The 22,635-nt window shown below is 74.8% G+C and carries 15 protein-coding genes; 11 read left to right on the top strand and 4 right to left on the bottom strand.

All coding sequences use genetic code 11. The annotated features are described in order from the left end of the window. The first annotated feature begins 110 nt into the window (after positions 1-110). Positions 111-794 carry a TetR/AcrR family transcriptional regulator gene (locus ACFYMU_RS21665; protein WP_388375436.1) on the top strand — a complete coding sequence of 228 codons (684 nt, stop codon included), beginning with the start codon at positions 111-113 and terminating at the stop codon, positions 792-794. Here ACFYMU_RS21665 and ACFYMU_RS21660 read toward each other — a convergent pair. Next, positions 782-2,275: an LVIVD repeat-containing protein gene (locus tag ACFYMU_RS21660; protein ID WP_388375433.1), complete on the bottom strand. Its 1,494-nt coding sequence runs from the start codon at positions 2,273-2,275 to the stop codon at positions 782-784. The two genes, ACFYMU_RS21665 and ACFYMU_RS21660, sit on opposite strands and share 13 nt — an antisense overlap. A gap of 64 nt (positions 2,276-2,339) precedes the next feature. On the opposite strand from ACFYMU_RS21660, the gene ACFYMU_RS21655 reads away from it, so the two are divergent. Then, positions 2,340-3,044 (top strand): DUF305 domain-containing protein, encoded by a 705-nt coding sequence (locus ACFYMU_RS21655; protein ID WP_388375431.1) that lies wholly within the window; start codon positions 2,340-2,342, stop codon positions 3,042-3,044. Between the two features lie 43 nt (positions 3,045-3,087). Here ACFYMU_RS21655 and ACFYMU_RS21650 read toward each other — a convergent pair whose 3' ends face one another. Then, entirely contained in the window at positions 3,088-3,633 is a 546-nt protein-coding gene (locus ACFYMU_RS21650) for a DUF6214 family protein (protein ID WP_388375428.1), read from the bottom strand. Between the two features lie 235 nt (positions 3,634-3,868). Between ACFYMU_RS21650 and ACFYMU_RS21645 the strand changes: the two genes are divergently transcribed. Next, entirely contained in the window at positions 3,869-5,233 is a 1,365-nt protein-coding gene (locus tag ACFYMU_RS21645) for an FAD-dependent oxidoreductase (RefSeq protein ID WP_388375425.1), read from the top strand. A gap of 150 nt (positions 5,234-5,383) precedes the next feature. On the opposite strand, the gene ACFYMU_RS21640 is transcribed toward ACFYMU_RS21645, so the two are convergent. After that, the gene (locus ACFYMU_RS21640; RefSeq protein WP_388375422.1) at positions 5,384-5,755 is read right to left on the bottom strand and encodes an ArsR/SmtB family transcription factor; all 372 of its coding nucleotides are present in this window, start codon (positions 5,753-5,755) and stop codon (positions 5,384-5,386) included. Between the two features lie 133 nt (positions 5,756-5,888). On the opposite strand from ACFYMU_RS21640, the gene ACFYMU_RS21635 reads away from it, so the two are divergent. The 7 genes from ACFYMU_RS21635 to ACFYMU_RS21605 all read left to right on the top strand — a co-directional run bounded on the left by ACFYMU_RS21635 (position 5,889) and on the right by ACFYMU_RS21605 (position 20,143). After that, entirely contained in the window at positions 5,889-6,968 is a 1,080-nt protein-coding gene (locus tag ACFYMU_RS21635) for an NADH:flavin oxidoreductase/NADH oxidase (protein ID WP_388375419.1), read from the top strand. Between the two features lie 130 nt (positions 6,969-7,098). Next, positions 7,099-7,386: a metal-sensitive transcriptional regulator gene (locus ACFYMU_RS21630; RefSeq protein WP_388375417.1), complete on the top strand. Its 288-nt coding sequence runs from the start codon at positions 7,099-7,101 to the stop codon at positions 7,384-7,386. A 297-nt stretch (positions 7,387-7,683) separates the two neighbouring features. Further along, positions 7,684-8,565 carry a DUF4132 domain-containing protein gene (locus ACFYMU_RS21625; RefSeq protein ID WP_388375414.1) on the top strand — a complete coding sequence of 294 codons (882 nt, stop codon included), beginning with the start codon at positions 7,684-7,686 and terminating at the stop codon, positions 8,563-8,565. Beyond that, complete coding sequence (locus ACFYMU_RS21620) at positions 8,562-13,427, top strand: hypothetical protein (protein ID WP_388375411.1); 4,866 nt, start codon at positions 8,562-8,564, stop codon at positions 13,425-13,427. Before ACFYMU_RS21625 ends, ACFYMU_RS21620 begins: the two co-directional genes overlap by 4 nt. Continuing rightward, complete coding sequence (locus ACFYMU_RS21615; protein WP_388375408.1) at positions 13,424-14,551, top strand: AAA family ATPase; 1,128 nt, start codon at positions 13,424-13,426, stop codon at positions 14,549-14,551. The genes ACFYMU_RS21620 and ACFYMU_RS21615 overlap by 4 nt, the downstream gene beginning before the upstream one ends. Next, positions 14,538-18,260 carry a DUF5682 family protein gene (locus ACFYMU_RS21610; RefSeq protein WP_388375406.1) on the top strand — a complete coding sequence of 1,241 codons (3,723 nt, stop codon included), beginning with the start codon at positions 14,538-14,540 and terminating at the stop codon, positions 18,258-18,260. Before ACFYMU_RS21615 ends, ACFYMU_RS21610 begins: the two co-directional genes overlap by 14 nt. After that, on the top strand, positions 18,257-20,143 hold the full coding sequence (locus ACFYMU_RS21605) for a hypothetical protein (protein WP_388375403.1): 1,887 nt from the start codon (positions 18,257-18,259) through the stop codon (positions 20,141-20,143). The genes ACFYMU_RS21610 and ACFYMU_RS21605 overlap by 4 nt, the downstream gene beginning before the upstream one ends. Positions 20,144-20,620: 477 nt before the next feature. Here ACFYMU_RS21605 and ACFYMU_RS21600 read toward each other — a convergent pair whose 3' ends face one another. Continuing rightward, positions 20,621-21,220, bottom strand: coding sequence for a hypothetical protein (locus ACFYMU_RS21600; protein ID WP_388375400.1), 600 nt, complete (start codon positions 21,218-21,220; stop codon positions 20,621-20,623). 277 nt (positions 21,221-21,497) lie between these two features. On the opposite strand from ACFYMU_RS21600, the gene ACFYMU_RS21595 reads away from it, so the two are divergent. Further along, the gene (locus ACFYMU_RS21595; protein WP_388375397.1) at positions 21,498-22,583 is read left to right on the top strand and encodes a WD40/YVTN/BNR-like repeat-containing protein; all 1,086 of its coding nucleotides are present in this window, start codon (positions 21,498-21,500) and stop codon (positions 22,581-22,583) included. Positions 22,584-22,635 lie beyond the last annotated feature (52 nt).

Below are 22,635 nucleotides of genomic sequence, written 5' to 3'. Positions count from 1 at the left end.
TCCCCCGTGTGGCCCAGGGCAGACCTCACCCCGGAGCCGAACCCGTCGGGGCGGGATCCGGGACGCGTTGAGTATAGTTGGCTGGCAGCCAGTCAACGCAGGAGTCCAGCATGTCCCCTCGCAGCCCCTCGGTCAATGAAGAATTGCGGCGGCGTTCCCGCGAACGGCTCCTGCAGGCCGCGGTGGAGCTCGTCGGAGAGCGCGGATACGACGCGACGACGCTCGGCGACATCGCGGATCGCGCCGGCTCCGCGCGGGGTCTGGTGTCGTACTACTTCCCGGGCAAGCGGCAGCTCCTGCAGTCGGCGGTGCACCGGCTGATGCACCGCACCCTGGAAGAGGCACTGGAGTGCGAACCGCGTACCGAGGACGGCCGGGAGCGCATGGCACGGGCCGTCGACGCGATCCTCGGCCTGACCGTCCGTCACACGGTCCTCATGCGGCAGCACATGGCGGGAATCCTGCAGGCCGAGGGTTTCCTGCAGTGCCCCGAGCAGCAGCGACTGGCGGAGCTGCTGCGGGACACCGTCACACGGCTGGGGTCCCCGAACCCCGAGAGCGACTATCCGATGCTGCGGGCCCTGCTGATGGGCGCGGTCTACGCGGCGCTGGTGCCGGGCGCTCCGATGCCGGTGCCCGTGCTGCGGGCCGAGCTGTTCAAGCGGTACGGCCTCGACTGGACGATGGGTGCACCGCCGGACCCCGAAGGGACCGGCGGCGCACCCGACACGGATCTGTCACGGTTCTTCGCGACGGAGAGCCGCTGCCCGGAGGGGAACGGTCAGTCGAAGTAGTCCGGCTGCGTCTGGACGTTCAGCTCGTGCAGCCGGACCCGCTGCGCGGGGTCCGTGCGGCGGTCGTGCAGCCTGAGGACGTCGAAGCCTTTGGCAATGTCGTTGGAGTAGACGTAGCCGTTGTAGTAGTAGGCCGACCAGGAGCCTCCGACGGTGAGCGTGCCGGTGCTCAGCGGACCGCGCTCGAAGTAGGCGATCTCCCTGGGGTTGCGGGAGTCGGTGAAGTCCCAGACCGAGACACCGCCCTGGTACCACGCCTGGACCATCAGGTCCCGGCCCTTGACCGGGATGAGCGACCCGTTGTGGGCAACGCAGTTCTCGGAGTCCGCCTGGTGCCGGGGGATCTTGTAGTAGGCGCGGAAGACCAGTCTGCGGTGGTCACCCCTGCCGACGATGTCGTAGATGCCGTCGGCGCCGCGGTCGGGGCCGATCGCGGCGTTGCAGGTGGCCGCTCCGCCGCCGCCCAACTCGTCGGTGAAGACGACCTTGTCCGCCTTCTGGTTGAAGGTCGCCGAGTGCCAGAACGAGAAATTCACGTTGTCCTGGACACGGTCGATCACCTTCGGGTGTTCCGGGTCCTCGACGGACATCAGGATGCCGTCGCCCATGCAGGCGCCCGCCGCCAGGTCGCGTGAGGGCAGCACGGTGATGTCGTGGCAACCGGTGGTCTTCTGGACACCCGGGTTGGTGGGGGAGCCCGGGTTCCCGCCGCCGTCCGGGCCGTCACCGGGGAACAGCACCGGGAAGCCCACGACCGCCGCCTTCTCGGGGGCGTGCCGCGGCACCTTGATGACGGAGATGCCGTCGTGCGGGGGTTGGCAGTCGGGGAACGCGCTGTTCGGGGAGTAGGAGGAGACGTAGACGTAGACGTTGGCGCGCCGCGGCACCAGTGAGTGCGTGTGGGAGCCGCAGGCCGTCTCCACGGCGGCCACGTACTTCGGGTTCCGCTTGTCGGTGATGTCGAAGACCTTGATGCCCTCCCAGGAGGACTTCTCGGTCGCGGGCTGTGTGGTGCTGTTGCAGCTGCTGTCGCTGCGGGAGGAGTCCGTGGAGAGGAAGAGCAGATTACCGGAGACGGAGACGTCGTTCTGCGAACCGGGGCAGAGGACCTGGGCGATCGTCTTCGGTGCCCCGGGGTCGCCGATGTCGAAGACGCGGAAGCCGTCGTAGTTGCCGGCGAAGGCATACCGGCCCTGGAACGCCAGGTCCGAATTGATGCCGGTGAGGGCGTCCTTGGGGACGTTGGCGAGGTGGTCGACGTTGGCGGAGTGGACGATCTCGTCCTGGCCGGGTATCTCGCCGCTCACGAGCGCGGCCGCCGCGGCGCTCCCGGAGACCTTCTGGTGGGGTACCGGACCGTCCCCGGGGTCCGGGGTGGCGGTGGCGGGAGCGGCCGTGAGCAGCGCGGCCAGGAGTGCGACCGCGGTGGCGCCGACTCCGAGGCGTCTGGGCCGCGTTGAGGGGTCGTGGGACAGGGTCACTGTGTCCTCCCTGGTGCCGTTCAGGCATGAACGGTTCACGGTCTCCTGAAGTATCGTCTCCCTCATGCGGGGACCAACAGACGGCAACGCACGCGTCAAGGGCCTGTCTCGATACGCGCCCGCGCGCCGTCGCCGCGGATTCGCCGTGGGGCTCGCGGTGTTGCCGGCGGTGGTCGGCCTGCTCGCCGGATGCGACTCGGGATCCGGCTCCGACACGGCGGCGTCGGGCGGGCCTTCGGTGATCGCGCCAGGCAAGCCCGGTGCGGCGGCGAGGACGCTCTCCCCCGAGGAGGCCCGCAGGCAGCGCGCCGAGGACGACACACCGAACGCGGCGGACTTCTCCTACGCACGGATGATGATCGAGCATCACCGGCAGGCGCTCGAGATGGCGCGGCTCGTCCCGCAGCGCGCGGAGTCGGGCTCCGTGAAGCGGCTCGCGGAACGGATCACGGCCGCGCAGAAGCCGGAAATCGCCGCGATGGAAGGCTGGTTGACGGCACAGGGCGGCGATGAGCCCGCCACCGCGCCGCACCGGCACGACGGGATGCCGGGGATGGCGACCGCGGACCAGCTGAAGCGACTGCGCACGGCCCGGGGCGAGGCGTTCGACAGGCTCTTCCTCACGCTGATGATCGCCCATCACAACGGGGCGATCACCATGGCCGCGGAGGTCAAGGCGCAGGGCAACAACATCCGGATCGAGGAGATGGCCGACGACGTGATCGCACAGCAGACGAGCGAGATCGGCAGGATGCGCGCCCTGCGGTGACGGGCCCGTCGCCTCGCGGCGGCGCCGTGCTCACATCGCGTGCTCAGGGCCGTGCGTGACGTGGTGTCAGCAGCCCCGCGTCGCGGGCCCCGCCGATCAGCTTCAACGACCGTCGGCGGCTGTGCCCCGTCGCGGCCATCACGGCGAGCACCGGGTCGGCGCCCTTGCCCTGGGCCGCGAGGTACTTCTCGGCGACGAGGCGCCAGCCCTCGACGGCGGACGGCGGGACGGGGCAGGAGCGCCCCGCGGCGTCCCCCGGCGGCTCGCGGGGCGAGGACTCGTACGCTGCGGACTCGCAGGAGGCGGACTCGCAGGAGGCGGGCTCGCAAAGTGCGGACTCGCAGGGGGCGGACTCGCAGGGGGCGGGCTCCGCGCCGCACGCCTCCAGCAAGGGCCTCTCGATCCAGTCGGCGAGTGCCGCCAGATCGTCGAGGGACAGGGGCGGCTGGGCCCGTACCTCCTCGATCCCCACGCATCCGCCGCCCACCACGGCGAGGACGTCGATCCCGCCCCCGTCGGGGAAGTCGAGCCGCACGGCGAACCAGGTCGTGTGGTTCCCGCGCTCCTGCACTTCCCACGCGGGCCACACGGATACGGCCCCATTCGATCGATAACGCTCAGAAAAATCCCTGAAGGACGCTTCCAGCACATGCGCAACGTAAGCAAATGATCACATACCCGGCGACGAGCCACGCACGGGAAGGAGGTGCACCGCACCCCGTCGGCCCAGCGCCACGCCCGCCGATCCTCCCTCCTCCCCTCACGCGCCGTGCGGTGCCATGCTGGAGGCATCAAGCGATCTCCTCCGCCGAGGGAGCTCCGCCGTGCTGCGTGTCGCCGTCGTCGGTTCAGGACCGAGCGGGGTCTACACCGCCCAGAGCCTTGTCCAGCAGGATCCTGAAGCGCGCGTCGACGTCCTCGACCGGCTGCCGTGCCCGTACGGGCTGGTGCGGTACGGGGTCGCGCCCGACCACGAGAAGATCAAGTCGTTGCAGGGCAACCTGCGGACCGTCCTGGAGCACGAACGGGTCCGGTTCCTCGGCGGCGTCCCCGTGGGGACCGGCGGGGTGCCGCCCGCCCGGCTGCGCGAGCTGTACCACGCGGTGGTCTACTGCGTGGGCGCCGCGACCGACCGTCGTCTCGGCATCCCGGGCGAGGACCTGCCCGGCAGCTGGTCGGCGACCGAGTTCGTGTCGTGGTACAGCGCCCACCCGGACGCCGGCGCCGACGGTTTCCTGCGCGGCGCGCGGACGGCCGTGGTGATCGGGGTCGGGAACGTCGCCGTCGACGTGACCAGGATGCTGGCCCGCGGAATGACGGAACTGAGCCCCACCGACATGCCGCAGTCGGCGCTCACCGCGCTGGCCGCCAGCAGCGTCACGGAGATCCACATGGTGGGGCGGCGCGGCCCCTCGCAGGCCCGCTTCACCACCAAGGAACTGCGCGAGCTGGGCGCCCTGCCGGACACGGACATCATCGTGGACGAGGAGGAGCTGGCGCTCGACCCCGCGTACGCCGACCCGTCCGCGCTGCCGGCCACCCAGCGCCGCAACGTCGAGGTGCTGCGCGGCTGGGCCGCGACGCCGCCGCGTGGCGCCCCACGCCGGATCCGGCTGCGCTTCTTCCTGCGCCCGGCCGAACTGCTCGCCGGCGACGCCGGCTCCCCGCCGGCGCCGGGCGGGGGCCGCGTCGCGTCGGTGCGTTTCGAGCGGACGGTTCCGGACGGACACGGCGGGGTGCGGGGCAGCGGCCGGTACGAGGACGTCGAGACCCAGCTCGTGCTGCGCTCGGTCGGCTATCGCGGAGTGCCGCTGGAGGGCATGCCGTTCGCCCCGGAGACCGGCACCGTGCCGCATCTGGCGGGCCGGGTGCTGCGCGACGGGGCGGTGTCGGCCGGCGAGTACGTGGCGGGCTGGATCAAGCGCGGCCCGACCGGCGTCATCGGCACGAACCGCCCCTGCGCGAAGGAGACGGTGGCCTCGCTGCTGGCGGACGCGCCGGCGCTCGTACGACGTGACGTGCCCGACGACGCGCTCCCCGCCCTGCGCGCGGACGGCCTGGCACCCGTGGGATGGGCGGGATGGCTGGGGATCGAGCGGGCGGAGGCGGAGCTCGGGGCCTCGCTGGGACGACGGATCGTCAAACTCCCGGACTGGCAGGCCCTCATGGCGGCGGCTCACGGCTCCTGAGCGGCGCGGGCGCGGGGTGGACGCGCCGGGCGCCCGTGACGGGGCGTCCTCGTGCCGCTGGGCCTGCGGCCGAAGCCGGGCGCGGTGGTCGTGGCCGTTCCGGTGCCGGTGCCGGTGCCGGGCGACGCCCACCTCCCCGTGAAGGCGCGTTCAGCCGCCGGTGCGGCCTCCGGCGCGGTCGGCCTGGTGCGCGGCGGCGGCGAGCAGGGTGTCGAGGAGCCCCGGGAAGAGGTCGTCCAGGTCGTCCCTGCGCAGGCCGTTCATCTTGGCCGTGCCCCGGTAGATCTGCCGGATCACGCCGCTCTCGCGGAGCACCCGGAAGTGGTGCGTGGTCGTGGACTTGGTGACGGGCAGGCCGAACTGCGAACAGGTGAGCTCGTCGCCGTCGACGGCGGCGAGCTCGCGCACGATCTGCAGCCGCACGGGTTCGGACAGTGCGTGGAGCACGGCCTCCAGGCGGATCTCGTCGCGCGCCGGGTGCGGGAGGTCGCGGCTGCTGGTGGCGGGGGCGGCTGTGGTCACGACGGCTCCAGTACGTCCAGGAATCCGACCGGGGGGCTCCTTCATTGTACGAGACTCTTCGTAGTTTGACATTCGCCGTACTACGATGTCTATCGTATGAGTGTCCGTCGACCCTCACCGAATGGAGTCCGCCGTGAGCACGCTGTTCGAGCCCTTCACCCTGCGCGATGTGACCGTCCCGAATCGCGTCTGGATGCCTCCCATGTGCCAGTACTCGGCGGCACCGGAGGGCCCGGAAGCGGGCGCGCCCGGTGACTGGCACTTCGTGCACTACGGGGCGCGGGCGACCGGCGGCACCGGACTGATCGTCGTCGAGGCGACGGCCGTCTCCCCCGAGGGCCGTATCTCGCCCTACGACCTGGGCCTGTGGAACGACACACAGGCCGAGGCGTTCCGCCGGATCACACGTTTCCTCGTGGAGCAGGGCACGGTACCGGCGATCCAACTCGCGCACAGCGGCCGCAAGGCGTCCACCGACCGCACCTGGAAGGGCGGTGCGCCCGTCGGTGCCGAGGCGTACGGCTGGCAGCCGGTCGCCCCGAGCGCGCTCCCCTTCACAGCCGAGCACCCCGTACCGGCCGAGCTGACCGTGGACGGCATCAGGGACATCGTGGGCCGGTTCGCGGACGCGGCCCGCCGCGCCCTGGCCGCCGGCTTCGAGGTCGTCGAGATCCACGGCGCGCACGGTTACCTGCTCAACGAGTTCCTCTCCCCGCACTCCAACCACCGCACGGACGCCTACGGCGGCTCGTACGAGAACCGCACCCGTTTCCCGCTCGAAGTCGTCGACGCCGTACGGGAGGTGTGGCCGGACGACAAGCCCCTGTTCTTCCGCATCTCCGCCACCGACTGGTTGGGCGAGGACGGCTGGACGGCCGACGACACCGTCCGCTTCGCGGCCGATCTCCAGGCCCACGGCGTGGACCTCCTCGACGTCTCGACCGGCGGCAACGCCTCGAGCGCGCACGTCCCCGTGGAACCCGGGTACCAGGTCCCCTTCGCCGCCCGCGTGAAGGCGGAGACGTCGCTTCCGGTCGCCGCGGTCGGGCTCATCACCGAGGCCGGACAGGCCGAGAAGATCCTGGCCGCCGGCGAGGCGGACGGGGTGTTCCTGGGCCGCGAACTGCTGCGCAATCCGTCCTTCGCCCGCCTGGCGGCCCGCGAACTGGGCGCCGGGGTACGGGTACCGGAGCAGTACCACCGCTCGGTCTGAGCCGACGGCCGCACCGGCGGTCCCACCCGGCCCGGCCGTCCCGTTCCCGGCCAACGGTGTCATCCTTGATTGTCACTGACACCCCCGAAGCGGGGTAGATTACCCCGTGGGGTATGTCTGAGGAGTGAGCGTGGAGCTGGATCTCGCGGGCGCCGAACTACGAGCCGTGCTGAACCGACTGCGCCGTGCGCAGGGCCAGATAGCCGGTGTGATCCGGATGATCGAGGAAGGCCGCGACTGCGAGGACGTGGTCACCCAGCTCGCCGCCGCGTCGCGGGCCCTCGACCGGGCCGGCTTCGCCATCATCGCGACCGGTCTCCAGCAGTGCCTCGTCGACGGCGAGGACGGCACGAAGCCGGCGGAGGACCGCGAACAGATGCGGGCGCGCCTGGAGAAGCTCTTCCTGTCCCTCGCGTAGGGACACCGACGCAGCCCGTGCGCCACCACTCGGAACCGGCCACGCCGCGACGGCACCGTGCGCGGGCCGGTGACGGCGGCCCGGGTCGCCTCGACACCGGACCGCCTCGACACCGGACCGCCTCGACACCGGACCGCCTCGACACCGGACCGCCGCCGCGCGCCTGCCGCAAGGCCCTCGCCCCGGCCGCCGCTCCCCAGCCGGGGAGCCTTTCCACCGTTGCCCGTGAGGCGTTGTCAGAGCCCTCCCCTACTGTGATCACCGTCGCCGGAAGGATCATCGGGGAGGGCTCCTGGCATGGGCTGGATCGAGACATCGGACGGGTACGCCGTCACGTTGGACGGCACGCAGGTGCGCTGCCGGAACGCCGCGGGGCGGACGCTGAGGCAGGTCCCCGCCAGACTGCGGGACGACGCGGAGGTCGTCCGGCTGCGACAGCTGACCCAATGGCTGGAGCGGCACGAACAGGAATGCCGCGCCCAGGCCGACACCTGGCTCGTACGATCCCTGCCGGTGCCGGCGGGGTTGCTCGCCCGGGTCTGGCCCGACGCGGCGTGGCAGGCGGCCCTGCGCGACCTGGTGGTCGCGCCCGTCGGCGCCGACGGCACCGCCGACATGGCACACGCCGGATTCCTGCGCGACGCGGATCCCGAACGGGGCCTGGGTGTGGTGGACCTGGACGGCGATTCGGTGCGGCTGGACGGCGAGAGGGTGCTGATACCGCACCCGGTGCTCCTCGAAGACCTCGACGACCTGAGGGAGTTCGCGGCCGAACTGGGGGTCGAGCAGGGGGTGTCCCAGCTGTTCCGGGAGGTCTGGACGAAGCCGGAGGAGCTGAAGAGCGGCGCCCAGGAGTGGGGCGCCTACGCGAACGCGCGATTCGACCAGTTGCGGCACGCGACGGCACGGGCGGCGTCGTACGGCTACCGGGTGCGCGGCGGATACGCGGTCTGTCCGCTGATCGAGGCCGGCGTGCCGCTGGAGGCGGCGTACTGGCTCGGCGACGACCATCCCGACTCCGAGGCACTCACCGGCGGCCTGGAGTGGCGCGGCGCGGGCGGACGGCGGCTGCACCTGCGCGAGGTGGGTCGGGTCGCCTGGTCGGAGGGCGTACGCATGGCGGCGCTGGTGCACGCGGGCCGTGTGGTGAAGGTGGACGACGAGGAGGGGGAGCTGTGAGCGGGGACGAACTGCTGGCGTCCGGCGGTGTCCTGCCGCTGGGCGAGGGCGTCGGGGACGTGCTGACCGCCCGGACCTACGGGCACCCGGTGCTGGAGGGGCGCACGGTGGTGCGTCTGGTGCCGGAGGCGATCGGTGCGGCCGAGGACCTGGCCCTGGAGTACCTGGGGTTCGGGGCCGGGACATCGGTGCCGGTGGGCCGGGTCAGGCGGCAGTCGCTCGGCTTCCCCGCGTGGGCGCTGGTCAACGACCCGGCGAACGGGCATCACGCGCTCGCCGTCGTCAAGGAGATGGAGCGCCTGGCCCGCCTGGTGGCCACCAGGCCCGGGCACGCCAAGGACGGCTTCGACGAGATCGGCGCGCGCCTGGACCGCTCGGTGCCGCACTTCCTGCCGACCTACTACGAACACGTGGCGCGGCTGTTCCTGGCGGCCGAGTCGCGTCAGCACGCCGCGTCGTTCTTCGGCAAGGCCCGTGCCGCCGAGCAGCGGCACGCGCTGCCGGTGGACGAGGAGCGGCTGCGGGAGGTGTTCCTGGAGTTCGCGGGTGCCGGCGCCCTCAGCGGCAAGGCACTGCGCGACCACGCCAAGGGCCTGGCCGCGCGGCTGTCGGGGAAGGAGGCGTACGAGCAGTTCCGCACCCTGTCGCTGCAGCGCTGCGCGGCCGGGATCGCCCCCTACGCGGGCATGCTGGAGGACCTGCGCCGACTGGCCAGGGCCGCAGGACTCGACGCGCATGCCGAGGAACGGGCCCTGCTCGCCGAGATCATCCACTCCGGTGTCATGAACCGCACCGCGGCCGGCTTCTGGAAGGCCGCGCTGCCCGTGCTGGCGGAACTGGCCCATGACGACCGGGGGGTCCGGGAGCGGCTGCTCGCGCTGCTGCCGACCACGACGGGCGAGCACCAGGAGGAGTTCGACGCTGCCTGGCTCGCCCTCCTGGACCGGTGCGGGGCGATCGATCTGCTGCTGGACGGCACGGTGGACGCAGCCGACTGGCTGACCGCGTGGGCGGCGCACCGTCAGCGCGGCTGGCGCCCGAAGCGGCGGCTGCCGCAGGAGCTCGCCCTGATGGAACGGCTGGCGCCGCGGCTGATGGCCGACGGCCGCCCGGTGCGCCTGTTGCGCGAGTCCGGGTACCACAGGGCGGTCGACCTCGATCTGCTCGACACCGCGCTGGCGGCGGGCGTCGCGGTGGCCGACCCCGACCCGAGGGCCGACGAGTTGGAGCTGCAGTACTGGCTCGCCGACGACAGCGAGGGCGGCCGGGACCTGGCCGCCGTCGCGGCGGACCCCCGGTTGGTCCCCCTGCTCCGCAAGGGCGTCGAGCGTCTCGCCCTCATGGACGGGCCCGGGGCCGGTCCCTCGACCCGGCTGAAGCGGCTCGCCGCGCACCCCGTGCTCCGCACCGTGTTGGCCGGCTGGTTTGCGGACCGCGCCGAGGACGTCACGCGCCCGATGGGGCTGCCGGGCCTCGCCGACCTGCTGACCAGGGTGACCCGCTTCTCGGCCCCCGCGGTGCTCGCCACGGCTCCGGACGCGGTGGACCGGATCACCGGCTTCGACCCCGCCCCGGTGCTGGGCCGCACGCTGCGCACCGGCATCCTCGACGAACTGGGCTGGCCCGCGCTGGAGGAGGCCCTCGGCACCTTCGGCACGGCCGGCCCCACGACGCGGCAGCACCACCCGCATCCGGACGACGCCTGGTACCAGTGCGCGGACGCCTCGCCCGCGCTGATCGTCCGCGTCGGCACCCGGGTGGCGCTGGTCGGCCCGGACGCCGTCCTCGACGCGCGGGTGCTGACCCTGCCGTCCGAGGGACCGCACCACGGCGAGCCCACCGTGCGGTTCGTGGACGGGCAGTGGCTGATCGCGTCCGGGTACGGACCGGAACGGCGGGCGTCCTGGTCGGGCCGGCCCGCCGACGTGTTCACCCCGATCGGGCTGCCCGCCGGGTGGTACGGCAGCGAGCCCGTGTCGCTGGAACTGCCCGACGGCGGCCGCTGCTTCGGCGGCCGCCCGGTGCACGCCGGGGACACCTCGTTCGCCGAGCAGCACCGCGAGGTGGCCTCGGACGGCATCTCGTACTGGGTGCTGCACGAGGGGAACTGGTACGCGTACGACCCGGCGTCGGCGAAGCGCGGCCGGGCGTCGGTGCCGGCCTTCTTCGACTCCGCGCTCGCCGCGGCCCGGCCGGGCGTGCGGCTGGCCCCGTCGGAGTGCCGTCTGCTGCCGGCGCGCCCCGGTCTGGAAGGCTCGCCGTTCGGCTGCAAGGACGGGCTGCTCGGCTGGTGGGTGACGCACGACGAGAAGTCCGGCACGTGGACCGCCTGTTCCGTCGACGGGACGCGGAGCCCCGCCACGGGCGAGGGCGTCCCCGTGCCGCCCCTGCGGATGCCGGGCGGTGCCCTCGTCCACCCCGTACGGCCACGCTGGAACCACACGCCCATCGGCCTGTACGACACGGAGGGCGTGGCCGTGGCCCACATCCGGGAGGGCCGGCCCGGCGGCGCCCACGCGGCCGGCACGCCCCTGGTGCCGCCCGTGTGGTACTGGCATGCGCTGCGTCCGCGTGACGAGCGGGGTTCCGCCGCGCTGCGGGCCCTCACCGACGGGGACGCCGCGGCTCTGCTGGACGCCGTCCGCGACGGCGAGACTCCGGCCGAGGCCGTGGCCCGGCTGCTGCCCGGCGTGACGGACGAGCGGCTGGCCCGGGGCGTGGCCGGGCTGGTGGAGGAGACCGCCCGCTGCGCCCGCCGGATCGCCGACCTCGCCGAGCGTGCACGGCGCGCGGCGACGGCACCGCAGGACACCGAGGAGACCCGCCACGCCTACGACCATGTGCTGCGCCAGGCGATGCAGGCGCTGTGCGGCCGCCAGTACCACTACGGCTACTCCTACGGGCAACAGGACCGGACCACCAAGGCGATGGACCACTTCCGCGCGCTGCGGTGGGCGTTCGGTCCGGACACCCCGGCGGGGAAGGTCCCTCCGGCCGGCACGGCCGTGGACTGGCCGACGCTGATCGGGCCGGGCATGGTCGCGCTCGGGCTGCGTGCGGCCTCTCCGGCGACGGACGACACGCAGCGCGCCGCCCTGCTCGAATTCCTCGACGCGGTGCTGTCGGTGGGCGACGACCCGGTGGTCGTGGATCCGCGCGGCCGGCTGCGGGCGGTGCTGCTGAAGGCGTCGCGCTCCGAGCGTCCGGAGCGGATCGGCGAGCTGCTGGTCCGGGGGGCGCGACGGCTGCTGATCCTGTCCTGCCAGAAGGTCGACGGCGACGACGCGTACTGGAACGCCGTGGAGCACGACCCGGCCGGTGCCTTCGGTCCCTGGGAGGGTCTCGCCCTCGTCGACTCGCAGGTGCGGGGCACCACGGACGACGGCGCGTGGGCGCCGTCGCTGCGCCGGCTCGTCGCGCTCGTGCGGGAGCGGGGCCCGCTGCCGTACCGGCCCGAGCAGGCACGGGACTTCGCCGACCGGGTCGGCATCGGCGCGGTGACCGCTGCCCTGCTGCTGCTCGGCCTGCCGGGAATCACGGCGTACGGCAGGGAGGGCCTGCTGTCCGCGGACTTCCTGCGGCCGCTGGACGCGAAGAGCGCGGAGGCACAGGCGGCGCGCGGCGCACTGGCCGAACTGACGCTGTCCGAGCGGCAGGCGTGCCTCGCCGCGCTGCTGCCCCGCGATCCCGAGGACGTGCGGCGGCTGTGGGACGGGGGCTTCGACCTGGAGCCGTTGGCGGCACTGTGGATCGAGCGGTGGGGCAAGCGCCTGGCCGCTCCGCCGGAGCTGGTCGCGCGGGTGGTCGCCGAGATCGGTCCGGGCCGCATACTCGACTCGGTCCTCAACCCCGCCCTGCGTCCGGAGCTGACGGGTCGCACCGAGCAGCGGTACGACGACGGCATCGAGGCGGTGGATCCGCAGGCGCTGCTGACCGGCCGGGACCTCGCCGCGTACGTCACCATGCTCGGCTGGCTCGCCTACCGGCTGCCGTACGGGGATCCGCTGCGGCCCGTGCTGCCGGGCACCCTGGACGTCCTGCGCGAGCGGCTCGCCGACCCGGGGCTGCTGCTCGACCTCCAGGTCACCTGGGACCTCGACTGGAAGGCCACGTCGGGCCGCATCCGGGAGGCGTTCGGGCTGCCCGAACAGGGCGGCGCGGGCCCGGACGGGCTGGTGCGCGCCGGCTCGGCGATCGTGCTCGCACCGATGGCTCACGGGCAGACGTCGGACACGGTGTGGGTGCGGTCCTCGGCCGTCCTGGCCGAGGACGGCGGGCCCGACCATCCCGCGCTGAAGCTGCTCGCCGCGGTGGGCCGGCCGACCGCGGAACTGCGGGCGCTGCGGACGCTGCTGAGCGACGGCTTCACCGCGCTGGTCGCCGCGGACGGCCCGTCCGGTGCCGCGCAGGACCCGGCGCACAGCGCGCCTGAGCTGGTCGCCGAGGCGGCGCAGCGGTTCGGGCTGTCGCAGGACGCGGCGGGGATCTACCTGATGCTGCTCGCGCTGCCCGATCCGACGGACCGCAACCAGGCGGCCTGGACCGGCTGGAAACCCGCCCGCCTGAAGAGAGCCAGGGCGGAGCTGGCCGCCACCGGACTGGTGGTGGAGGCGAAGCGGGCCCGCGCCGGGCGCACGCAGTTCCTGCCGGGCGGCTGGCTGGAGGCCAAGGCGCCGCAGCTGCCCGTCGAGAGCTGGAAGACGCCGCTGCTGCCGCCGGGGCACGGGGTGGTGGTGCCGGACCGCCCGGTGCCCGAACTGTTCGCGCACGCCTGGCGCAGGGTCGTGGAAGGGGACGCGCCGGCGTTCGAGGAGTTCGCGGGGCGGGGCGCCCGGCGCGCCAGGAGCGGGGGCAACCGATGAGCATGCGGCAGATCGAGCTGCCCGAGGACCGCTACGCGCGGGAACTGGAGTTCCTCGCGGCGTACGACGACGGGCCGCGGCCGCCCCGCTGGCGGCTGAGCCCGCGCGCCGTGGTGACGTTCGTGTGCGGTTCGGACGGCGAGGAGCTGACCGGTCCGGACGGTCGGCGCTGTGTCGTGTCACGGAAGTTCGTGGGAGACCGGGCGCTCGTGGAGCGCTGTGTGGTGACGCTCGCCGGGGAGCGCGGCCTGCTGCTGGTCGGCGAGCCGGGCACGGCCAAGTCGATGCTCTCCGAGCTGCTGGCGGCCGCGGTGTGCGGCACCAGCACCCTCACGGTGCAGGGCACCGCGGGCACCACTGAGGACCAGCTCCGCTACGGCTGGAACTACGCGATGCTGCTCGCCAAGGGCCCGAGCCGCGAGGCCCTGGTGCCGTCTCCCGTGCTCACCGCGATGGAGCGGGGCGCGGTCGCCCGGGTCGAGGAGGTCACCCGCTGTCTGCCCGAGGTGCAGGACGCGCTGGTCTCGCTGCTGTCCGAACGGCGCATCTCGGTACCCGAGTTGGCGGGCCAGGAGGAGGACGGCGGCGTGGTGCACGCGGTGCCCGGCTTCGCCCTGATCGCCACGGCCAACCTGCGCGACCGGGGCGTGTCCGAGATGTCCGCGGCGCTCAAGCGGCGCTTCAACTTCGAGACGGTCGGCCCGATCGACGACCTGGACGCGGAGACGGAGCTGGTGCGCAGCCGGGCCACGGCGGCGCTGGAGCGCTCCGGCGCCGGATTCTCCGTGGACGACACGGTCCTGCAGGCCCTGGTCACCGCGTTCCGGGACCTGCGGTCGGGGCGGAGCGCGGAGGGCTGGGAGGTGGAGCGTCCCACCACGGTCATGTCGACGGCGGAGGCGGTGCAGGTGGCCACGTCCATGGGACTCGGCGCGGCCTATCTGGGAGACGGCCGCGATGTCGTACGCACGCTGCCTGGGCATCTGCTCGGCACGGTGCGCAAGGACGACCCGGCCGACCACGCCCGGCTGCTGGGCTACTGGGACGGGCCGGTGCGGCGGCGCGCCGAGCAGGGGGCCGCGCTGTGGCGGACGTTGTGGGAGCTGCGCGATGAGCTCGGCTGACGGCGGCGCCGCGGCCGGGGAGCCGGGGGCCGGAGGCCCGCCCTCGGAGGAGGCTCCCGCGGCGGCGGGTGAGGCCCTGGCGCGGTGCCGTGCGCCCTTCCTGATCGGCGTGCGCCACCACTCCCCCGCGCTGGCGGCCGCCGTCCCGGCGATGCTGGCCGAGGCCGCTCCTGAGGTGGTGTTCGTGGAGCTGCCGGAGGAGTTCGCGCCGTGGCTGGAACATCTCGCGGATCCGGCGACCGTTCCCCCGGTGGCGCTCGCGGGCTGCGGGGAGGACGGCGGGCTGGTGTTCCTGCCCTTCGCCGAGTTCTCGCCGGAGCTGGCGGCGATCCGGTGGGCTCGGGAGGCGGGCGTGCCCGTGGTTCCGTTCGATCTGTCGCTCTCGCGACGGGGGACGGACGGTCCCGCCGGATGCGCGCCCACCGACGCGAACGGGGCGTGTGCCACGTCGGGGCGGCTGACCGCGGCCCTGCGGGCGCGGGCCGGCGGCGGCGCGGAGGACGACCTGTGGGCACGGCTCGTCGAGTCGTGCGCACCCGGCGCCACGGCGGAGGAACTGCGCCGGGCCGCCCTGCTCGTCGGCTGGGCGCTGCGCACCGACACCGGGCAGGTGAGCGCCGGCGATCTGCGCCGGGAGGCCGCCATGCGGCGTCGGCTGGCCGAATGGCCCGGCCGGCGCACGGCTGCGGTCATCGGTGCGTTCCACGCGCCGGCACTGGTGGGCGCGGCGGAGCCGGTCGCCGCCCGGGCCGCCGGGACGGCCCCGCAGGAGCCTCCGTCGACCGTGACCGGGGCCGCCGGGGCCCCCGAGGCCGGCGAGCCGCATCACCGGGTGACGACGTCCCTGGTGCCGTACTCGTACGCCCTGCTCGACGAGCGCTCCGGATACCCGGCGGGCATCCGGGACCCGGAATGGCAGCGCGGCGTGTTCCGCGCCGGCGGGGATCCTGAGCGGCTGGACGACCTGCTGACCCGGACGGCCGTACGGATCTGTGCCGGGGTGCGGGACGCCGGGCATCCCAGCGGCCCCGCCGACGCCCGGGAAGTGGTCCGGGTCGCCCGGGACCTCGCGGCGCTGCGCGGCCTGCCCGCCGCGGGGCGCGGAGAGCTGGTCGAGGCGGTGCAGACCGTCCTCACCCAGGGACAGCTCCTGGGCAGGGGCCGGGCGGTGGCCACCGTCATGGAGCGCGTCCTCGTCGGCGACCGGCAGGGCCGTCTCGCGCCCGGCACCCCCAGATCCGGCCTCGGCCCGGCGGTCGAGGCTCTGCTCGCGGAGCTGTCCCTGCCGTCCCCCGCCGCCCCGGAGCGGCGCGAACTCCGGCTCGACCCGCTCCGTTCCGCACCGGACCGGCGGCGCGAGGTCTGTCTGCGCCGCATGGCCGTCTGCGGCATCCCCTACGGCGAGGAGACCGGCGTCACGGGGGTGGGCGAGTCGTCCGCGCTCACCACCCGGTGGGCCGTCCGATGGACGCCGTCGACCGCGGCGATGCTCGATGTCGCGGGCGTGCACGGGGTGACCCTGGAGCAGGCCGCCACCGGGGTCCTCGGCCGGCGGCGGGCCACCGAGCGGCGCGACGGCGGACCGACCGCGGCCCAGGTGATCGCCGGGCTCGCGGACGCGGCCCGCTGCGCCCTGCCGACGCTCGCCGCCGAACGTCTCACGGAGGCCGCCGAGCTCCTCCCCGCGACCGGTACCCTGCCCGAACTGCTGGACGGACTCGACCTGTTGAGCCGCCTGGCCGCCGGGCATGTGCCGGGGCTGCCCTCGGACTGGGAGGCGGAGCGTGTGCGGGCCGCCGCCGAGCAGCTCGGTGCGGCGGGGGTGCGCGCGCTCGACGGGCTGGCGGGATCCACCGATCCGGCCGACGCGCGGGCCCTGGTGGACCTCGCCACCCGTGTCGACGGGGCGGGCGGGGGACTGCGCCTTGCCGATGCGCTGGCGCGGCTGGACGCGGAGGGGACCCCGTCGATCCGGGGCGCCGCGGGCGCCGCGCGCGCGCTGCTGGGCCAGCGGGACGCCGTCGGCTTCGGCGCGCGGCTGGCCTCGCGGGTGGACGCGGCGGCGACACCCGAACTCCGGACCGATCTGGCGGAGTTCCTGCGCGGCACCCTGCTGGCGGCGGGCCCGCTGCTGGAGACGGGGCAGGCGCTGGACCCGCTCGTGGAACGGATCGAGTCCCTCGACGACCGGTCCTTCCTCGACCGCCTCCCCGCCCTGCGCGCCGGCTTCGACGTCCTGTCCCCGGCGGCGCGCTCACGGATGCTGGCGGCCGTGGAGGACCGCACGGGCGCCGCGGTCGGTACGCTGCCGGATCCGGTCGCGGCGCCCGGATCGCTGGCGCTGACGGCCGCGGCGGATCTGGCGGGACGCGAGGCGCTCGCGGCGGCCGGATGGGCCGTACCCGTGGCGGGCACCGACCGGCCCGCGACGGCAGCAGGCACCGACGGCCCTGCGGCGGCAGCCGGCCGTGCACCGGCACCGGGGCGGGACGCCCGGCCGACGGCGCCCGCGGACCGTGAACCGGCCGCCGCCGCGCCGCGGGCGCCGGGACCGGCGGCGCCGCTGGCACGGACGGCACCCGCGGGGCCGCGAGGTCTCGCCCCGGGTGAGAGGTGGCGCCTCCTCCTGGGCCGGGCCCGGGAGCTGACCGGGCGGGCGGGGCGGATCGCCTCGGCGCTGGACGAGCTGTACGGCAGCGGGAGGGGCGAAGGCTCCCGCGGTCAGGAGGGCGTCGGCGCGGGCGGGGGCGGCGAACCCCCGTACCCGGACGTGCGCAGCTGGTCCCGGGAGCTGGCGGCGTTGTTCGGGCCGGGGGTGCGCGAGGAGGTGCTGGCCGCGGCGGCGGACGCGGGGCGGGCCGACGCCCTGCTGGAGATGGACCCGGCGGCGGCACGGCCCTCCGTGGAACTGCTGCGCACGGTCCTGTCGTACGCGGGCGGCATGCCCGAGCAGCAGCTCGCCCGGTTGCGGCCGTTGGTGGCGCGGCTGGTGCGCGAGCTGACGGACACCCTCGCCGCCCGGCTGCGGCCCGCGCTCACCGGTCCGGCCCGTCCGCGCCCCAGCCGCAGACCGGGGGGCCCGCTGGACCTGGCGCGTACCGTCCGGGCGAATCTCGCCACCGCCCGCCGGGATCCGGGCACGGGGGCCGTGACGGTGCTGCCGGAACGGCCCGTGTTCCGCACCCGGTCCCGCAAGGCGGCGGACTGGCGGCTGGTGCTGGTCGTCGACGTGTCCGGGTCGATGGAGGCGTCCACGATCTGGGCGGCGCTGACCGCGTCCGTGGTCGCGGGGGTGCCGGCGCTGAGCACGCACTTCGTGGCGTTCTCGACCGAGGTCATCGATCTCACGGACCAGGTCGACGATCCGCTCGGGCTGCTGCTGGAGGTCCGGGTCGGCGGCGGGACGAGCATCGCGCGGGGGCTGCGGCACGCGCGCTCGCTGGTGACCGTGCCCTCCCGCACTCTCGTCGTCGTGATCAGCGACTTCGAGGAGGGAGGCCCCGTCGGGCCGCTGCTGGGCGAGGTCCGGGCGCTGGTCGACGCGGGCTGCCATGTCCTGGGCTGCGCGTCACTGGACGACCGGGGGCGGCCACGCTACTCGGCGGGCGTGGCCGGGCGGTTGGTGGCCGCGGGCATGCCGGTGGCGGCGCTCAGCCCGCTGGAACTGGCCCGCTGGGTGGGCGAACGGATGGGAGGTGGGCACCGGTGACCGCGCTTCCCCCGGTGACGGCGGACGTGGCCGCCGCCGCTCTGGAGCTGCTGCCCACGCGGTTGCGCAAACGCGTCGACGCCGCCGCGGCCAAGGCGGCGAACTGGACGGTGCGGGCGGTGGACACGGGCGTGGTGGTGCACGTCGACGACTCGACCACGGTCACGCTGACCACCACGTCGGGGGTGGTCGCCTCGTCCGACGCGGCGGTGTGCTGCTGTCTGCTGGCACCGGCGTGTCTGCACCGGGCGGCGGTCCTCACGCTGGCACCGCTGGCGGAGGAACCGGACCCGCCGGGGCCGGAGGGCGAACCGGCGGCCGGGGAACCGGGGACGACGGGGCCGGAGGCCGCGGAACCGGGCGCGACGGAACCGAAGACGGCGGAGCCCGACGGGGACGCGGGCAGGAGGGGGTCCACGCCACCTGCCGGAGAAGCCGGAGCACTGCTCCTGACGCCGCGGCAGTCCGCCGCCGCACTCGCCCTGCGCACCGCCGCGTGCGACGTGGTGGCCGCGGGAGTCACCGGCTGCGGCGCCGTGCACCGCACCACGCTGCTGCACACCGCGCACTCCGCACGGGTCGCCGGTCTGCACCGGGCCTCGGCCGCGGCCGTGCGCGTCGCCCGACGGCTCGGGGAGGCCGCCTCCCAGGACCCGGCGTTCCGCCTCTCGGAACTCTCCGCGGACCTCGCGGAGTTGCTGACGGTGGTGCACCGGCTCGGTGCGACGCCCGACCGGTCCGTCGTCGGAACGGCACGCCGTGCCTACGCGTCGCCCGGGTCGCTGCGGCTGTACGGGCTGTTCACCGAACCGGTGGTCACGGCGTCGGGGTACGCGGGAGCGGTCGCGTACGCCCTCACCCGGCACGGCGCCTTCCGCTCCCTGTCCGACGTCGCGCCCGGCGGCGCCGACCGGGTGCCGCAGGCGGCGGGTGCCTCCCTGCCCGGTGGATGCGCCCTCACCCTGCGCGAACTGGGCGACGGTGGCGGTGCGATCCTCACCGACGCGACCGTTTCCCCGGACGGCCGGATCGGCGGTGGCGGGACGGTCCGTTCGGTACGGGCCGCGGGCGCCGACTGGTACGAGGAGCCGCTCGACGCGCTGTGGAGGCGGTCTCCGGGCCGGCAGGTGACCGCCGCGCTGGAGTGGGCCGCCCTTCCCGCCCAGGACCGGACGGCGGGCGGTGACCTGCTCTTCCTCTCCGGGACGATGACGCCGGAGGGGTTCGTCGTGGACGACGGCCCCATCGTGCGGCTCCTGGCCCCGGACGAACGCCCCGAACTGCCGTACGCCGAGAACCTGCTGCTGCTCGCCGGGGCCCACGGGCTGCGCCTGAGGGTCGTGGCCCGTCCGGCGCCCGACCGGCCGCAGGGCATACGCGTGCTGGCGGCGGCCTGGCGGGACGCCGGCGGGGAGACGTTCCGCGTGGATCTGGGCCTGCGCCGGCTCAACCGGACGCATCTGCCGCCCGCGGACACGACGGTCACCGGGGCCGCCGCTCCCTCCGCTCCCCCCGCGCTCCCCACCGAGCTGGACCTGGTGCGGCGGCTCGTGGAGCGGGCGGTCGCGGGCGGGCGTGCCGTCGTCGCGGTCGCCGGCGACGGCGGCCTCCCGCGCCGGCTGCGGACCGTGGGCCTGGCGACGGGGGCCGACTGCGTACGGGCCCTGGCGCGGGCCGCGGCGGACCGGCGGCACGATCCGCTCGGCCGTCTGCGCGCGGCCGATCCTGAGGCGTATGCGCGGGCGTGGGTCGCGGCGTTCCTGTACACCTCGGTGGCCACGGCGTCCCTGCTCACGGCCGCGTGGACGCCGGACGCCGATCCGGCGGGCAGACCCGGGAGCGATGCGGCGCCGCCACCGGTGACGGGCCGCCCTCCGGAGTGAGAACGCGCCCGGGGCCGAGGCGGTGCGCGCCGGGAGTCGCCGGTGCGCCGGTGCGGGCGGCTCGGTGCGGACGGGTCCGGGCCACCGTACGGCTGCGGCGCGGTGAGAGACGGGGCGGCCCTCGGCGTGCGTCCGCCGATGCTCCGGCGGACGCGCCCGTCCCCTGCCGGACACGCCCGCCGCTCCGCGGTGCCCCCGCCCGGTCGCCCCGGACGGAGATGCCACCACCGCGGTGACCCGCCTCGACGAGGCTCGCGCCCGGCGCGGCGCCGTGCACGGGGTCGAACGGCCCCCGCCGGGGACCGAACGTCCCGGGCGGCACCGCGGACGTCGATCCGCTGCCGTCGGCCGCAGGCCGGTGCCGTCTCGGCCGCAAGCCGGTGCCATCGGCCGCAGCCCGGTGCCGTCGGCGGCCGGGCCCGGCCGGGTGTCCGGGAGCCCGGCGTTCCCGTCGGGTGACCCGCCCGCGCGACCGCGTCAGCCCGTCTTGTGCCCCCGCGTCGGCCCGAAGCGCGCCCATGCCTCGTCCCACTGCGCCATGCGGTGCCGCTCCAGGCGGCCGCGAACGATCCGCCCGCCCACGAAGGGGACCGCCGCCACGCCCGCTCCCACCAGCGCGCCGACCGCGGCCGCACGCGTCCGGGCCTCGGACGCGGTCGCGGGCCGTGACACCAGAAACCCGTCACGGTCGGTCCACACGGTGACGGCCGTGCCCGTCGGGCTGCCGGCGGCGACGCGCGCCAGGCCGGAGTGCGGCGAGCCGTCCGTCCCGGTCCAGCGCACCTTCGCCCACACCCGTGCCGGACGGGACACCGCCGCGGCGGCCGCCCGCGGCGCGTCCTGGCTGAGCAGGGCCACGACCGGGCGCCACTCGGCCCGCTCCCGGGCCATCCCGCGCTCCACCGCGTCCGTCGCCGTCCGTCCCGTCAGCACGCCGCCGACCACGATCAGGACCCAGACCGCGAGCACGAGCCACGCCTCCAGCACATCGCTGCGGCGGCGCAGCGGATTGCGCCGCCACTGCCACAGCCACACCGCGGGGCCGCGGAACGCCGTCACCGATGCCGGCCGTCTCATCGATGCCATCCTCCTCACGCGGGCACACGCCCGGCCGCCCTCCCATACGCGAGCCGGCGGGCCCGTGCTCATGTGACGTCCGTCAACCGGCCGGACGCCCGTGCGTCCGAGCCCGGGCGCCGCCGGTCCGGCCGACCGGTCCCGCCTCGCGGCATCTCCCGCCGATCCTTGGCAACACGGCCCTGACCTGCATGGAAGACGCATGTGGGGGTGACTGTCAGTGCCGGGGTGCAGACTGGCCCGTGTCTGGAACAACGGCGTTTCGGAGGTGGTCGGCATGGCCGAGGTACTGCTCACCGTGGGCACGCGCAAGGGACTGTTCATCGCACGACGACGTGGCGGCGCCTGGAAGTTCGACGACAGTCCGTGCTTCAACGCGCAGGCCGTCTACTCGGTCGCCATCGACACCAGGGGCGACACCCCGCGTCTGCTGGCCGGAGGGGACAGCTCGCACTGGGGGCCGTCCGTGTTCCATTCCGACGACCTGGGCCGCACCTGGACCGAGCCGGCGCAGCCCGCCGTCCGGTTCCCCAAGGACACGGGCGCTTCGCTGGAGCGCGTATGGCAGCTGCACCCGGCTGCCGCCGAGCCGGACGTGGTGTACGCGGGCACGGAACCTGCCGCGCTCTACCGCTCCGAGGACCGGGGCGAGAGCTTCGAGCTCGTCCGCCCGCTGTGGGAGCATCCGACGCGCGACAAGTGGGTGCCGGGCGGCGGGGGCGAGGGTCTGCACACCGTGCTCACCGACGAGCGGGATCCGAGAGCGGTGACGGTCGCCGTGTCGACGGCCGGGGTGTTCCGGACCCGGGACGGGGGTGCCACCTGGGAGCCGTCCAACTCCGGTGTCTCCGCGGTGTTCCTGCCCGACCCGAACCCGGAGTTCGGCCAGTGCGTGCACAAGGTCGCCCGGGACGCGGCGAACCCGGACCGGCTGTATCTGCAGAACCACTGGGGGGTGTACCGAAGCGACGACGCGGGCGCCCACTGGACGGACATCGGTGAGGGGCTGCCGTCGACGTTCGGGTTCGCCGTGGCCGCCCATCCGCACCGCGGGGACACGGCGTACGTCTTCCCGATCACCGCGGACTCGGACCGTGTCCCGGCCGACCGCCGGTGCCGCGTCTTCCGCACGGCGGACGCGGGCGCGACGTGGGAGGCGCTCACGGCGGGCCTGCCGCGCGAGGACCACTACGGCACGGTGCTGCGCGACGCCCTGTGCACGGACGACGCGGACCCGGCGGGCGTGTACTTCGGCAACCGCAACGGCGAGGTGTACGCGTCGGCGGACGACGGCGACAACTGGTGGCAACTCGCCTCCCATCTGCCGGACGTGCTGTGTGTACGAGCGGCGGTGATCGGCTGAGGCGACGCCCGACCGTGGACAACTGCGCACCGGCAGCACTCCGTGACGCCCC

Source organism: Streptomyces sp. NPDC007264, assembly GCF_042869095.1.
Classification (GTDB): Bacteria; Actinomycetota; Actinomycetes; order Streptomycetales; family Streptomycetaceae; genus Streptomyces.
This window is presented reverse-complemented; position numbering and strand designations above follow the sequence as displayed.

Excerpts from the sequence above, each read along its gene's own strand:
- ACFYMU_RS21655 (WP_388375431.1), top strand. The coding sequence starts at position 2,340 with ATGCGGGGACCAACAGACGGCAACGCACGCGTCAAGGGCCTGTCTCGA.
- ACFYMU_RS21625 (WP_388375414.1), top strand. The coding sequence starts at position 7,684 with ATGGGCTGGATCGAGACATCGGACGGGTACGCCGTCACGTTGGACGGC.
- ACFYMU_RS21615 (WP_388375408.1), top strand. The coding sequence starts at position 13,424 with ATGAGCATGCGGCAGATCGAGCTGCCCGAGGACCGCTACGCGCGGGAA.
- ACFYMU_RS21610 (WP_388375406.1), top strand. The coding sequence starts at position 14,538 with ATGAGCTCGGCTGACGGCGGCGCCGCGGCCGGGGAGCCGGGGGCCGGA.
- ACFYMU_RS21665 (WP_388375436.1), top strand. The coding sequence starts at position 111 with ATGTCCCCTCGCAGCCCCTCGGTCAATGAAGAATTGCGGCGGCGTTCC.
- ACFYMU_RS21600 (WP_388375400.1), bottom strand. The coding sequence starts at position 21,220 with ATGAGACGGCCGGCATCGGTGACGGCGTTCCGCGGCCCCGCGGTGTGG.
- ACFYMU_RS21595 (WP_388375397.1), top strand. The coding sequence starts at position 21,498 with ATGGCCGAGGTACTGCTCACCGTGGGCACGCGCAAGGGACTGTTCATC.